The sequence below is a fragment of the Natronomonas salina genome (genome assembly GCF_013391105.1).
GTDB classification, from domain to species: domain Archaea; phylum Halobacteriota; class Halobacteria; order Halobacteriales; family Haloarculaceae; genus Natronomonas; species Natronomonas salina.
Genome location: NZ_CP058335.1, coordinates 1,763,534 through 1,775,737, shown reverse-complemented (window position 1 = coordinate 1,775,737; position 12,204 = coordinate 1,763,534). Strand labels below are relative to the sequence as shown.

The 12,204-nt window shown below is 67.8% G+C and carries 15 protein-coding genes; 7 read left to right on the top strand and 8 right to left on the bottom strand.

Annotated features, from left to right (window positions below; genetic code table 11):
- Positions 1-54 precede the first annotated feature (54 nt).
- A complete protein-coding gene (locus HWV07_RS09305) occupies positions 55-249 on the top strand; it encodes a cold-shock protein (protein WP_178334036.1) in 195 nt (64 codons plus the stop codon).
- A 245-nt stretch (positions 250-494) separates the two neighbouring features.
- Positions 495-689, top strand: a complete 195-nt coding sequence (locus HWV07_RS09300; RefSeq protein ID WP_178334035.1) for a cold-shock protein — start codon at positions 495-497, stop codon at positions 687-689.
- 90 nt (positions 690-779) lie between these two features.
- Here the strand turns inward: HWV07_RS09300 and HWV07_RS09295 are convergent, their stop codons facing one another.
- Positions 780-1,493 (bottom strand): carbonic anhydrase, encoded by a 714-nt coding sequence (locus tag HWV07_RS09295; protein WP_246279862.1) that lies wholly within the window; start codon positions 1,491-1,493, stop codon positions 780-782.
- A gap of 96 nt (positions 1,494-1,589) precedes the next feature.
- Between HWV07_RS09295 and HWV07_RS09290 the strand changes: the two genes are divergently transcribed.
- The gene (locus tag HWV07_RS09290; protein ID WP_178334034.1) at positions 1,590-2,222 is read left to right on the top strand and encodes an HAD family hydrolase; all 633 of its coding nucleotides are present in this window, start codon (positions 1,590-1,592) and stop codon (positions 2,220-2,222) included.
- Between the two features lie 113 nt (positions 2,223-2,335).
- Here the strand turns inward: HWV07_RS09290 and HWV07_RS09285 are convergent, their stop codons facing one another.
- Together HWV07_RS09285 and HWV07_RS09280 are read right to left on the bottom strand one after the other, a co-directional pair.
- Positions 2,336-4,996 carry a heavy metal translocating P-type ATPase gene (locus HWV07_RS09285; protein WP_178334033.1) on the bottom strand — a complete coding sequence of 887 codons (2,661 nt, stop codon included), beginning with the start codon at positions 4,994-4,996 and terminating at the stop codon, positions 2,336-2,338.
- A 94-nt stretch (positions 4,997-5,090) separates the two neighbouring features.
- Entirely contained in the window at positions 5,091-5,681 is a 591-nt protein-coding gene (locus HWV07_RS09280; protein ID WP_178334032.1) for an AsnC family transcriptional regulator, read from the bottom strand.
- A gap of 132 nt (positions 5,682-5,813) precedes the next feature.
- Between HWV07_RS09280 and HWV07_RS09275 the strand changes: the two genes are divergently transcribed.
- From HWV07_RS09275 to HWV07_RS09260, 4 genes are all read left to right on the top strand, one after another.
- On the top strand, positions 5,814-6,011 hold the full coding sequence (locus HWV07_RS09275) for a CopZ family metallochaperone (protein WP_178334031.1): 198 nt from the start codon (positions 5,814-5,816) through the stop codon (positions 6,009-6,011).
- Between the two features lie 71 nt (positions 6,012-6,082).
- Positions 6,083-6,526, top strand: a complete 444-nt coding sequence (locus HWV07_RS09270; RefSeq protein ID WP_178334030.1) for a DUF2085 domain-containing protein — start codon at positions 6,083-6,085, stop codon at positions 6,524-6,526.
- 31 nt (positions 6,527-6,557) lie between these two features.
- Positions 6,558-6,962 (top strand): TM2 domain-containing protein, encoded by a 405-nt coding sequence (locus tag HWV07_RS09265; RefSeq protein WP_178334029.1) that lies wholly within the window; start codon positions 6,558-6,560, stop codon positions 6,960-6,962.
- A gap of 187 nt (positions 6,963-7,149) precedes the next feature.
- Positions 7,150-8,208: a hypothetical protein gene (locus HWV07_RS09260; protein ID WP_178334028.1), complete on the top strand. Its 1,059-nt coding sequence runs from the start codon at positions 7,150-7,152 to the stop codon at positions 8,206-8,208.
- 52 nt (positions 8,209-8,260) lie between these two features.
- Here the strand turns inward: HWV07_RS09260 and HWV07_RS09255 are convergent, their stop codons facing one another.
- The 5 genes from HWV07_RS09255 to HWV07_RS09235 all read right to left on the bottom strand — a co-directional run bounded on the left by HWV07_RS09255 (position 8,261) and on the right by HWV07_RS09235 (position 11,886).
- Positions 8,261-8,965: a CAP domain-containing protein gene (locus HWV07_RS09255; protein WP_178334027.1), complete on the bottom strand. Its 705-nt coding sequence runs from the start codon at positions 8,963-8,965 to the stop codon at positions 8,261-8,263.
- A gap of 40 nt (positions 8,966-9,005) precedes the next feature.
- Entirely contained in the window at positions 9,006-10,094 is a 1,089-nt protein-coding gene (locus tag HWV07_RS09250; protein ID WP_178334026.1) for a DUF7350 domain-containing protein, read from the bottom strand.
- Positions 10,095-10,233: 139 nt separating this feature from the next.
- Positions 10,234-10,392 carry a hypothetical protein gene (locus HWV07_RS09245; protein ID WP_178332311.1) on the bottom strand — a complete coding sequence of 53 codons (159 nt, stop codon included), beginning with the start codon at positions 10,390-10,392 and terminating at the stop codon, positions 10,234-10,236.
- A 92-nt stretch (positions 10,393-10,484) separates the two neighbouring features.
- On the bottom strand, positions 10,485-11,450 hold the full coding sequence (locus HWV07_RS09240; protein WP_178334025.1) for a glutathione S-transferase family protein: 966 nt from the start codon (positions 11,448-11,450) through the stop codon (positions 10,485-10,487).
- A 127-nt stretch (positions 11,451-11,577) separates the two neighbouring features.
- The gene (locus tag HWV07_RS09235; RefSeq protein ID WP_178334024.1) at positions 11,578-11,886 is read right to left on the bottom strand and encodes a helix-turn-helix domain-containing protein; all 309 of its coding nucleotides are present in this window, start codon (positions 11,884-11,886) and stop codon (positions 11,578-11,580) included.
- Positions 11,887-12,204 lie beyond the last annotated feature (318 nt).

Sequence of the window (12,204 nt, the reverse complement as noted above, 5' to 3'; positions counted from 1 at the left end):
TGTTACGCATTGTTAATAACACTTATATACGCAACGGGCATCTGTCTATTTGCAATGGCGAAAGGAAACGTTGACTTCTTCAACGACACAGGCGGCTACGGTTTCATCTCGACGGACGACGCGGACGACGACGTATTCTTCCACATGGAGGACGTTGGTGGCCCGGACCTCGAAGAGGGGACGGACATCGAATTCGACATCGAGGACGCCCCCAAGGGCCCCCGAGCGTCGAACGTCACCCGACTCTAAGTCGGATCTCGCGCGGTTCAGTCTGATATCACTTCGGTCGGTGCTAACGCGCCGGTGCGGAGCCGGCATCCTCGCGGACTCTGTTCCGGGAGACGCCACACGATTCTTCGAACGCTACACCCACAGCGGCGTCGCCGCACCCGGTTTCGGGCGGTCTTCGCCGGCGAGCGGCAGCCCTGAGCCTCGTATCGGCGGCTCACCGTCTCGCAAAGGTTATCCGTGTTCCGCGTCTTGATAAAATTGAGATGGCAACTGGCACTGTTGACTTCTTCAACGACACCGGCGGTTACGGATTCATCGAGACTGACGACGCGGACGAGGACGTGTTCTTCCACATGGAGGACGTCGGCGGCCCGGACCTGGAGGAAGGTCAGGAAGTCGAGTTCGACATCGAGGAGGCGGACAAGGGTCCGCGCGCAACGAACCTGACCCGGCTGTAACGGCCGCAGTACGCGAGACAACCAGATTCTTCGAGCGCTACTCCGATAGCGACGGCGCCGTCCGGCCGAGGCCGGTCCCGTCGCGCCGAGCTACAGCAGTCGGCGAGCGTGGGCTTCGTACTCCTCGGGCACCGCCTCGCGCAGCCGTGATTCGTCCGTCTCGCCGTCGAGGTTGACGAGATAGCAGCGGCCGCGCTCGTTGCCGTAGACGCCCTGGAAGTCGTAGACGAACCCGAGGACGGTCTCGTCGTCGAGTTCGCCGCTGTCCCGGAGGAACGAGACCTGCCGGTCGACGTTGTACTCGACGAGCTGGTTGACGAGGCCGACCTCCCGCTCCTCGTCGATGCGGTCGTCGTCAAGCCCCGCCTCGATCACGGGCCGGAGCGCGTCGACGCGCTCCTGGACGCCCGGCGGGAAGTCCGCGCTCTCGCCGCGGTGGGCCTCCAGCGTCGCCGTGACCGCACCGCAGCTCGTGTGCCCGACGACGACGGCGACGTCGGTGCCGGCGTACAGCAGCGGGTAGAGGACGTCGCCGTTGACGACGCGCTCGCCGTCGCGGGTGTCCCAGACCTGGTTGCCGATGTTGCCGACGGTGAAGAGGAACCCGGCGTCGTCGACGTCCCACATCCCCTCTTGGGAGACGCGGGAGTCCGAACAGCAGACGGAGACGGCGGCTGGTTCCTGGCCGTCCTGGACGGCATCGAAGTGACCGTCGGCGAGCGATTCGACGTGCCGCTGGTTGCGTTCGAGGAGATCGGCGAGGGTGGTCTCCATACACGTGCCACTGACGGCCAGCAGCGTCATTATGCCATCGCTCCCAGCAGCGCCCATTCCCGTCCGATTGCGGAGAACTTGATTCCTGTCCAACATTTAATGGGCCTACCGGGCGTACCCTCGCGTATGCTGGTAGCCTTCAACTTCGACGGGTCGCTCGCGGAATCGGACGCCTACGCGCTGCTCGCCGAGGAGGCCGGCGTCGCGGGCGACGTCGCCAGCCTCACCGAGCAGTCGCGGACGGGCGACCTCGCGCTCGTGGACAGCATCCGGCGCCGCGTCGACTACCTGGAGGGCCTGCCCGAACTCGAGATGAAGGAGGCCCTCGACCGCGTGGCGCTGGACCCCGGCGCGGCCGACCTGATCTCGGCACTGCAGGCCAACGACCACCACGTCGCCATCATCACGGCCGCGCCGCGACAGGCCGTCGACGTCGCGCTCACCGACGCCGGCGTCAGCGCCGACTCGGTCGTGGCGCCGATGCTCGATATCGACCAGAACGCGCTGACCGGCGACGTCTCCGGGCGGATCCTCGATGCGACGAAGGGCGAACTCCTCGAGGAGATCGCCGTCGAGAACGAGATCCCCGTCGACGAGACGATCGCGGTCGGCTCCGACGACAACGACCGCGAGATGCTGGAGACCGCCACCGACAGTGTCTGCTTCAACCCGACCAGCGGCATGGAACAGCACTGCGAGAACACGGTGACGTCGATGGAGCGGCTCCACGAGCAGTTCGAACAGCGGAACCTGGTCTAACCGCCAAGCCGCGGTCGTTTCCCTTCTCGTCGACTCGCCGTGTCGCTAGTGCACCGGTCGCGGAACCGCGAAACGAGAGATAGGAACGGGCCCGGACCACCACCTCGCCCGCGTTACCGGAGTCGTCCGAGCAGCTCGTAGTCGTGGTCGGGGGTGTACCGCCGGAACAGCAGACTGTTCGACAGCACGGAGACGCTGGAGATGGCCATCGCGCCCGCCGCGAGGACGGGCTGGAGCAGTCCCAGGGACGCCAGCGGGATCATCGCGGTGTTGTAACCCAGCGCCCACACGAGGTTCTGTTTGATCTTCTGGAGGGTGGCGTCCGAGATGCGGATGGCCTTCACGACGTCGAGGGGGTCGTCGCGCATCAGCGTGACGTCAGCCGCCTCGATGGCGACGTCGGTGCCCGACCCGATGGCCGTCCCGACGTAGGCGACCGCCAGCGCCGGCGCGTCGTTGACGCCGTCGCCGACCATCATCGCCTTGCGGCCCTCCGACTGGATGGCGTCGACGGCCTCGGACTTGTCCTCGGGCAGGACCCCCGCACGCACGCGGTCGGGGTCGATGCCGACCTCCTCGGCGACCGCATGGGCGGTCCGCTCGTTGTCGCCGGTGATCATCATCACGTCGAGCCCGCGTTCCTGCAGGGCGGCGACGGCGTCCTTCGCGCTCTCCTTGACGGTGTCGGCGTCGGCGACGACGCCGACGAGTTCGCCCTGCTCCGTGCCAGCGGGCACGCGCGCCACGAGCATCGCCGTCTTCCCTTCGCCCTCGAGGCGTTCCATCGTCTCCGCGGCAGGCGAGGGATCGATGCCGGCGTCCCGGAGCAGCTTCCGGTTGCCAACGAAGATCTCGTCGCCGTCTCGCGGCTCGTCGCCGCTCGACTGTCCCGCGGAACGTCGTTCCGCGCTCTCCACGGTCGCGCGGACCCCCTGGCCGGGCACGTTCTCGAAGTCCTCGGGGTCGGCGAGCTCGATGCCGCGTTCCTCGGCGCCGTCGACGATGGCCTGCGCCAGCGGGTGTTCGCTGCCGCGCTCGGCGCTGGCCGCCAGCCGCAGCACCGTCGACTCGTCCACACGCTCGCGGCCGGTCACGGCGCCACCGTCGGCGGCCGGGTCCCCTCCGTCGGCGACCGGCGCGCCGTCCTCGAAGGCGACGACGTCCGTCAGCTCCATCTCGCCCTCGGTGAGCGTGCCGGTCTTGTCGAAGACGACGGTGTCGACGTCCTTCGCGCGCTCGAGGACGTCGCCGCCCTTGAACAGGACGCCGTTCTGGGCGCCGATGGTGGTCCCGACCATCGTCGCGGCGGGCGTCGCCAGCCCCAGCGCGCAGGGACAGGCGATGAGGACCGAGGAGGCGAAGACGACGACCGCGAACTCGAAGGCCGACAATGCCGCGGGGCCGCCGCCGACGAGGCCCCACAGCGGGAGCGCCTCGACGAAGCCCGCCAGCGCCCCGGGGAAGAGGTACCAGACCGTCCCCCACAGGACGGCGTTGGCGATGACCGCCGGCACGAAGTACGCGGAGATGCGGTCGGCGACGTTCTGGATGTCGGGCTGGCGGGACTGGGCGTCCTTGACGGTCTGGACGATCTGCTGGAGCGCCGTGTCCTCGCCGACCTTCGTCGCCTCGACGACGAGGACGCCGTTCTCGTTGATGGTCGAGCCGACGACCTCGTCGCCCTCGCCCTTCTCGACGGGGACGGACTCGCCGGTGACCATGGACTCGTCGACCGCGCTCTGGCCGTCGACGACGACGCCGTCGGTGGGGATCTGTTCGCCGGGACGGACCTTCATCCGGTCGCCGACCTCGACGTCCTCCAGTGGGACCTCGCGTTCGGTCCCGTCGTCGTCGACGAGCGTCGCTGTGTCGGCCTCCATCTCGAGGAGTTTCCGGAGCGCCTCGCCGGCCTGGCCCTTCGAGCGGGCCTCGAGGTAGTTCCCGAGGGTGATGAACACGAGGATCAGCGCCGCCGTGTCGAAGTACAGCCCCTCGCTGGCCAGCAGGCCGAGCAGGACGACCACCGAGTAGAGGTACGCCGTCGACGACCCCAGCGCGATGAGGACGTCCATGTTGGCGCGGCCGTTCTTCACGAGCGCCTTGTAGGAGTTCTTGTAGAACGGCCAGCCGAGGACGACCTGGACGGGTGTCGCGAGCAGGAACTCCACCCAGCCGAACTCGACGCCGAAGACGGTCTCGGGGAGCACCGCGCCGCCGAGGACGAGCTTGTCGACGATGAAGAGGAGCAGCGGGAGCGACAGCGCCGCGCCGAACAGCGTCAGCCGCAGTTGCCGGCGAACCTCGTCCTGGCGGGCGGCCTCGCGGGCGTCGCCGCCGCCATCGGTGTCCGTGTCCTCGCGGACGGGCTCGTAGCCGGCGCCCTCGATGGCGTCGTACAGTTCCGTTCGCGAGGTATCGGCCGGGTTGTACGTCACCTGCGCTTCGTCGGTCGCGTAGTTGACGTCCGCGTCGACGACCCCCGGCGTCGACTCGAGGGCGGACTCGTTCGTCTCCGCACAGTTGGCGCACGTCATGTCGGTGATGCCGATGGTCACCGTCTCGGAGACGGCCTCGTAGCCGGCGTCCGCGATGGCGTCGAAGATCTCCCGCAGCGACGTCCGGTCGGGGTCGTAGATCACGCTCCCCTCGTCGGTCGCGTAGTTGATGTTCGTCTCCTCGACGCCGTCCAGCGACGAGAGACGCTCTTCGATCGTCGCCGAGCAGTTGGCACAGGACATCCCCGAGATGTCGAGCCTGGTCGTCCTGGTGCTCATGGTTGTGCTAGTGTAGGGCCTCCATCTTTAGGCGTCTTTCCGCTTCGAGACCGGGGCTATCGGGGGTCGGAAACCTTCGATGCCAAAGCGGCGGTCACGCGCCCTCCTCGAGTTGCTGGTAGCGGTCCTCGAATCGGGACAGGCAGGACGGACAGCAGAAGTGGTAGACCTCGCTGTCGATGCGGGCGGTCTCGCCCTCGCTGTCGACGGTGTTGCCGCACTCCGCGCAGGTGAGCGCGAACTCGACGCCGTCGACCGTCGGCGTCCACTCGACGTCGTCGACGAGCGTGACCGTGTAGTCTACGAGGTCGATCCCCTCGAAGAGCCGCGCCACCCACTCGCGGACGTTCTGGGCCTCGGCGCGGGCGTAGAACCAGACGTCGCCGCCGGCGGTGACGAAGAGGTGCTCGACGCCGTCGGCGTCGCGCAGGCGCTCCCTGGCCGTCTCGACCGCCGCCGAGTCGAGTTCGACCTGGATGAACACGGGCACGCCGGCGCGGAGCTGCGAGCGGTCGACGTCGACGGTGAATCGGTTGATGATCCCGGCCTCCTGCAGCCTGGTCACCCGGTCGGAGACGGCCGGGCCGGAGAGGCCGACGGCCTCGCCGAGTTCGCTGAACGGGCGACGGGCGTCCTCGGCCAGCAACGAGAGGAGTTCGACGTCGGTCTCGTCGAGGTCGCGCATACCGCACCTACGATACTGCATCGTAATATGGTTTGCCCGGAATGGCTTCGGAATCGAAGGTCGAATCGCCGTTTCACTTTGGAGTGGAAGGGGAAACCCGCAAAAGACTGCAGCCCGTAGGTACACTCGACCATGAGCCAGACCATCTCCGTCGAGGGCATGACCTGCGAGCACTGTGAACAGAGCGTCGAGGAGGCATTGCAGGGCGTCAGCGGCGTGACCGACGTCGACGTCGACCGCGAGGCCGAGCGGGCGACCGTCGACGGCGACGCCGACACCGACGCGCTCGTCGATGCCGTCGAGGACGCGGGCTACACCGCCTCCGCCTGAACGGACTGTTCTGAGCGACTCCCCGGCCGGAGACGGCGGGATTTACGGTCGGTCGCGGCCAAGCCGGGCCGATGATCGACTGGGACGGGGTCCGGACCGCGCTGGCGGCGACGCGCCCGTACCTCCTCTCGCATCACCAACCCGGCGAGTGGGACCGCTGTTACGCCCCCCGGGTCGGCGGGCGGCGGGTTCGGCTCTGTGCGCGCTGTCTCGGGATCTACCCGGGGATTCTGGCCGGGCTGCTGGCGGCCCTAATCGGGTCGCCGCTGCCGACCGGGCTCTGGGTCGTCACGCTCCTGCCGATGCCTGCGCTGGTCGACTGGGCGGTCTCGGCGTTCACGGCTCGCCGCGGGTGGAATCCGGTGCGGACCGCGACGGGGTTCGGCCTCGGCTACGCCTATGGGGTCGGCCTGGCGACGCTGTACCTGACGGGCGATCTGCGGGTGCTCGCGATCGGCGTCGTCTACGGTCTCCTCGCGGGATTCCTGTTGTTCGTCCGTCACGCTCGACAGTAGCTATTTATCGCCACGCCGACCACCTGGTGGTATGCCCTCCGACGACGAGGCCGAAGACGACGCGAGCAGCGACGAACCGTTCGACGTCGACGAACGGCCGCCAGCCGCGACGCCGGGCGTGAACACCGGCCCCGACGAGAAGTTCTGTCACAGCTGCGGGGCGATCATCAAGAAGGAGGCCGAGATCTGCCCGGAGTGCGGCGTCCGCCAGAAGCCGGCGACCGCCGACTACGAGAAGGACCGCGTGACGGCCGGCGTCCTCGCCATCCTGCTCGGGTGGGCGGGCGTCCACCGGTTCTACCTCGGCGACACCGGCCTGGGGCTGCTGTACCTCTGTTTCTTCTGGACCGGCATCCCGGGGCTGGTCGGCATCGTCGAGGGGATCCTCTACCTCACGAAGACCGACGAGGAGTTCCAGCGCCGCTACGTCGAGTAGCTCTCGCGATACGACGCTCGCGGGTGGGAATTCCGGAGGCCTCGAACGTCGGATGCGCCCGTCTGAACCTCGCGGGTCGTCGTCACCGTTCGTCGGGCGCTGACAGTACCGCCGCACAGTGATTGTAGCCAGTTAGCTGGGTCAATCCGCTCCTTTACGTGTAAACTGCGCTTACGAACGGGTAACTATGCGACGTCGACAGTATCTCTCCCTAGCCGCCGCCGGTGCCGTCGGTCTCTCCGGCTGCTCGTCGATCGAGGGGCTGGGCGACGACGACTCGACGGACCCGACGGCGACGTCGACGCCGACGGCGACGGCCGCCGAACCCGATATCGAGATCATCGACGTCTCGGCGGGCGACGAGCGGTTCATCCAGGGGTCGAACGTCACCCTCACGCTGGAGGTCGGGAACTCCGGCGGCGACGGAACGGTGCCCGTGGAGGTCGTGGTCGGCGACCAACCCGGCTACGAGGGCTCGATGGAGGTGGAGGGGTCCCGGGACGTCGAGGAGATCGAGCTCAGCGACGTGCCGGACGGTTACTACGAGTACACCATCACGGTCCAGGACGACACCGTCACGGGTTCGTTCACCGTCGGGACGCCGGTCGAGAAGCCGCGCGTCGTCACCTCGCACTCGGTGCTCCAGCGGGAACAGAACAACACCGCAGGTGCGGGTCGCCTCACCGTCCACCTCGAGGTGAAGGGCGACCCGGAGCGGGGCATCGCGCCGCCGGGCCGCGAGAAGCTCCTGGACATCTGCCGGAAGCTCGTCATCGACGAACTCCAGGAGCGGTACTGGGACGTCCTCAGGTTCGGCATCTGGCGGGAGACACAGACCGTCGGCGAGGAGGAGCCCCACGCCACCATCGTCTGGGGGCCGAACGGGAACTGGTCGGTCGACGACCCCGGTGCGACCGGCGATTACTCGGCCCACGAGTTCGACGTCACCGGCGCCCCGTACCTCGTCACCCGGGGCGTCGAGGAGATCCGGACCGACCCCTGGGACTTCCGCGTCGAGTTCGACATCGTGAACCAGGGCCTCGAGCGGGAGACCTTCCAGGGTGGGGTCTCGACGCCGACGACCGACGAGTTCCGCTTCGAGATCGAACTCGACCCCGGCGAGAGTCGGAACGTCTGGTACGAGCGAGTCTACGACGGCGTCCTCAATCGGACCGAGTACACCATCGAGGCCTACGGGAGCGTGCCGATCTACGGGAAGACCTCCGAGTACATCATGTTCTACTGAGCGTCCGAACTGGCGCCCGGGACGACGGTGGCGTCGGAGTCGAATCCCCGGACTAGCAGAACAGCTGGGTGACGTAGAGTGCGTCCTCGCCGATGGCGACGCCGACGCCCTGTCTGGTGTAGCGGTCACGGAGCAGCGTCTCGCGGTGGCCCGGCGAGTCGAGCCACGACCGGACGACGTGGTCGGCGACGGCGCGTTCGGAATCGGCCAGCGAGCCGCGCGGCGTCTGGTAGATGTTCTCGCCGACGCGGCACTCGAGGCCGGCCGCCGCGGCGCGGTCCTGCGGTCGCTGGCCGTCCGGGTTGGTGTGATCGACGAAGCCCCGGTCGCGCATGTCGCGACTGTGGTTCCGGGCGACCGCGGCGAGGGTCGGGTCGTGGGTCGTCGCTGCGACGTCGCGGGCTTCGCGTTCGTCGTCGCTGATCGATTCGATCTGCGTCTCCAGGGTCCCCACGTCGACGCCGTCGTCGAGCGGGCCGGCCAGGGCGACGGCCCCGAGGGCGGTCACGACGAGAAGCAGCGTCACCACGGCGAGGCCGAGTCCCGGGCGGAACAGCGAGGTGAGCGATTCGTCGGCCGGCAGCGTCGCGTCGGTGCCGTCGAGGTCGAGCCGCCAGCCGGTCGTCTCGCCGGCGTCGGTCCCGGGACAGTCGTGGGCCGTCGGCGGCCGGTGCTGGGGACAGCACGCCGCGCCACAGTGCGGACAGGCGTCGCTGACGGTCGCCTCGTCGCCACAGACCGTACATGCGGGCGCCACGGCCGGGGTAGACGCCGGTGGCTAAAAACTGCGGCGTCGATTACAGCGTCAGTTCCGCGGCGGGCATCTGGAGGAACGCCGTCTCGTAGCCCTCGTGGCGGGCGACCTGCGGGTGGGTGACGACGTCGATGGTCAGCGCGTCGCCCGATGCGACGTCGTCGACGGCGGCGCCGTAGTGGTAGCCGAGGTCGCTGTCGAAGGTGCGCTCGAGGGCGCCCTCGAAGACCGTCTGGCCGTCGCGGTCGAGCGTCGCGTCGAGGGCCATCTGCGGGAGGACGAGCTGGTTGTACGGCGTCCGGGCGGAGACGGCGAGGTACGCGCCGTCGCCGTCGATGCCGGCCGGCGGACTTTCCATGCTGACGACCTCGAGTCGGGCGTCGCCGCTCTCTGCGGTGCCGTGGTGGGTGCCCGGCAGTTCCGCGGGGTCCGGGGCGACGCCGAGGGGGACGTCCATGTCCATGACCGGCGGCAGCGATGCCTCACCGGCCTCGTCCTCGGTCCGCTCGAAGCCGATGTTGTCGCGTTCCTCGGTGCTGAACTCGAAGGGGACGGTGACGGTGGCCTGCTCGCCGAAGCGGCCCTGGTAGTCGCCGGTCTGGCGGATGCTCGTCCCGCCGACCGAGAGGGCGATCTCGTAGTCGCCGTCGCCGTCGAGCTGGAAGTTCGCGCCGAAGTGAAAGCCCATCCGCGGCGACAGCATCGGGTAGATGACCTGCTCGTCGAGGGCCTCGCCGTCCTTGCGGATGTCGACGCTCATGCCGGCGTCCGGCAGCGTCCGGCCGGTCTGGGGGTCCCACAGCACCGACATCAGGTGGACGTCCTGGCTGCCGTCGGGGTCCTTGAGGATGGCATCGTCGACGGACTCGGTGGTGGCGTCGACCCGCCAGAAACGGTGCGGGTAGGTGTAGACGAGCGCGAAGCCGTAGTCGCCGTTGTCGGACTCCGCCTGCCCGACCATCTCCATGCCGTCGACGTGGGTCGGGTGGTAGACGCGGTCCGGGCGGTCCTCGAGGACCGGTGGCGTGGAGGGCAGTTCCTGCGTCTCGATGAAGCCCAGGTCGGTACAGCCGGCGAGGCCGGCCGCTGTCCCGGCACCGAGGCAGGCCTGGAGGTACTGACGGCGGTCCATGGGCGGGGAATGGGAGCCGCGGCGCTATCCAGTTTTTGGTTCGGCCGGAGAAACCATGGCGAGAGCCGCAGGCGCCGATCCGGGCGTTCGGGACAGGGATAATGGCGGAACGCCCGGGTCGACTGAAAGGCCCGCGAGCTCAGATCTCGAGTTCGATCTCCTCTTCCTCGTAGAGTTCGTCGAAGTCGAGTTCGCGTTCTCGCGCCTCGAGCTCGCGCTCGATCTCGAACCGGCGGCGCTGCTGCCGCTTCTTCTGGCCTTTCCGTTCGCGACCTCGCTTCGTGTCGGGCATGGTCATGGTAGTGTATCACACACACGCATATATACCTATTGCACGCGGCGGTACCTGCCCCAGGACGGCGCTGTCCGGCGATTTACGGCGAGAAGAAATTAGACCGGCGGCTCGCCCGCAAGCGAATCCCGGTCGTGGTCCGCCTCGAAATCGGGGTCGGGGCCCATCGGGACGATGCGCTTGGGGCTGACGTCCGGGTGGGTCGTGTAGTAGTGCTCCTTGATGTGGTCCATGTGCGTCGTCTCGCCGAAGCCCCGGGTCTGGTAGAGGTCCCGGAGGTACGGCCAGAGGTTGTCGTACTCCCGGATGAACTGGTGGTTGCACATGAAGTGAGTGTGGTAGACCTCGTCGAAGCGGACCAGCGTGGTGTACATCGCGATGTCGGCCTCGGTCAGCCGGTCGCCGACGAGGTAGCGCTGGTCGGCGAGCACCGAGTCCCAGTGGTCGAGCGCGTCGAAGAGCTCCGTGACGACCTCGTCGTAGGCTGCCTGCTTCTCGGCGAAGCCCGTCCGGTAGACGCCGTTGTTGATCGGCTCGTAGATGGCGTCGAGGACCTCATCGACGTCGTCGCGGAGTTCGTCCGGCACCAGGTCGACGCCGTTGCCGACCTCGTCGGCGAAGACGTCCGTGAGGTTCCGCATGATCTCGCGGGACTCGTTGTTGACGATGGTGTCCTCCTGTTTGTCCCAGAAGACCGGCACCGAGACGCGGCCGGTGTACTCGGGGTCGGCCTCGACGTAGGCCTCCCGGAGGTAGTCGAAGCCGTTCACGGTGTCGGGGGTGCACTTGTCCTTCTCGGGGGTGAACTGCCAGCCGTCGTCGTCGCGGTACGGATCGACGACGTCGACGGTGATGGAGTCCTCGAGGCCGAGCAGCTGTCGCGTGACGAGCGTGCGATGTGCCCACGGACAGGCGTAGGAGACGTAGAGGTGATAGCGGCCGGCCTCGGCGTCCTCGCTGCCGACGCGGTCGCGGAACGTCGTCGGCTGGCGTTCGAACTCCCCCTCCTCGTTGGTCGGGTCGTAGTCGGTCACCCACTCGCCGTCGACGAACTGATTGACCATATCCACGCTAGGCGTGCTGGCCGGATAGGACTGCTGGCGACGTGTGCGTTTGCCGAGAAACCGGCTACGGCTCGTGATTCGCCGGTCCGGCGACCGAGTATCGCGGATATCATGGTCGAGACGCTTCCTAGAGAAGCTGCTGGTTCGGCTCTCTCGTCTGCTTGCGGTCCAGACTCTCCGCCGCCTTCTCGATGGTCTCCCAGTCCGCTCTGGCCCGCGGTGTCGGGCGGTAGTACGTCCGGTCTTTCGCTCGTGCATCGACGAGGTCGTTCTTCTGTAGCACCTCGAGGTGGCTCTGTACCGTCGCGCAGTCCCGCCCCATCGCGTCGGCCAGCTGTTTGACGGTCCGGGCCTGGTCGGCCACGAGGAGCAGTATCCGCGTGCGGTCGGCACCGCCGCGCGTACCGGTCAGGACGAACCGACTCGTGGACGGCATCAATCGCTCCCCCGCGATAGCGTGCTCTCTTCGGACGTCCCCGTCCAGGACACTGCTCGCTTCCCCGCTGCCACCCGAGTATCGTCCGACCTGTAGCCCCAGTCGATGCCACCCTCGTGGTGGACACACTCGCAAATGTGTCGTCTCGAGCCGGACATCGTTCTGTTCGGTCCTTCGGCACCGGTCACATTAATTGGCGGTCCTTTTCACGCTGCGCCGTAGTACTGAATAACTGAGTGACGGCCTCGTGCGGTCGATGCGCTTCTGACGTGACACGCTACCAGGCGGTCGCTGGCAGCTGGGGTGGCTCCCAGATTG

Bases quoted from the DNA above. Each gene is read 5' to 3' on its own strand.
- HWV07_RS09275 (WP_178334031.1), top strand. From the start codon at position 5,814: ATGAGCCAGACCATCTCCGTCGAGGGCATGACCTGCGAGCACTGTGAA.
- HWV07_RS09270 (WP_178334030.1), top strand. From the start codon at position 6,083: ATGATCGACTGGGACGGGGTCCGGACCGCGCTGGCGGCGACGCGCCCG.
- HWV07_RS09235 (WP_178334024.1), bottom strand. From the start codon at position 11,886: ATGCCGTCCACGAGTCGGTTCGTCCTGACCGGTACGCGCGGCGGTGCC.
- HWV07_RS09290 (WP_178334034.1), top strand. From the start codon at position 1,590: ATGCTGGTAGCCTTCAACTTCGACGGGTCGCTCGCGGAATCGGACGCC.
- HWV07_RS09280 (WP_178334032.1), bottom strand. From the start codon at position 5,681: ATGCGCGACCTCGACGAGACCGACGTCGAACTCCTCTCGTTGCTGGCC.
- HWV07_RS09240 (WP_178334025.1), bottom strand. From the start codon at position 11,450: ATGGTCAATCAGTTCGTCGACGGCGAGTGGGTGACCGACTACGACCCG.
- HWV07_RS09295 (WP_246279862.1), bottom strand. From the start codon at position 1,493: ATGACGCTGCTGGCCGTCAGTGGCACGTGTATGGAGACCACCCTCGCC.
- HWV07_RS09305 (WP_178334036.1), top strand. From the start codon at position 55: ATGGCGAAAGGAAACGTTGACTTCTTCAACGACACAGGCGGCTACGGT.
- HWV07_RS09285 (WP_178334033.1), bottom strand. From the start codon at position 4,996: ATGAGCACCAGGACGACCAGGCTCGACATCTCGGGGATGTCCTGTGCC.
- HWV07_RS09250 (WP_178334026.1), bottom strand. From the start codon at position 10,094: ATGGACCGCCGTCAGTACCTCCAGGCCTGCCTCGGTGCCGGGACAGCG.
- HWV07_RS09265 (WP_178334029.1), top strand. From the start codon at position 6,558: ATGCCCTCCGACGACGAGGCCGAAGACGACGCGAGCAGCGACGAACCG.
- HWV07_RS09245 (WP_178332311.1), bottom strand. From the start codon at position 10,392: ATGACCATGCCCGACACGAAGCGAGGTCGCGAACGGAAAGGCCAGAAG.
- HWV07_RS09260 (WP_178334028.1), top strand. From the start codon at position 7,150: ATGCGACGTCGACAGTATCTCTCCCTAGCCGCCGCCGGTGCCGTCGGT.
- HWV07_RS09300 (WP_178334035.1), top strand. From the start codon at position 495: ATGGCAACTGGCACTGTTGACTTCTTCAACGACACCGGCGGTTACGGA.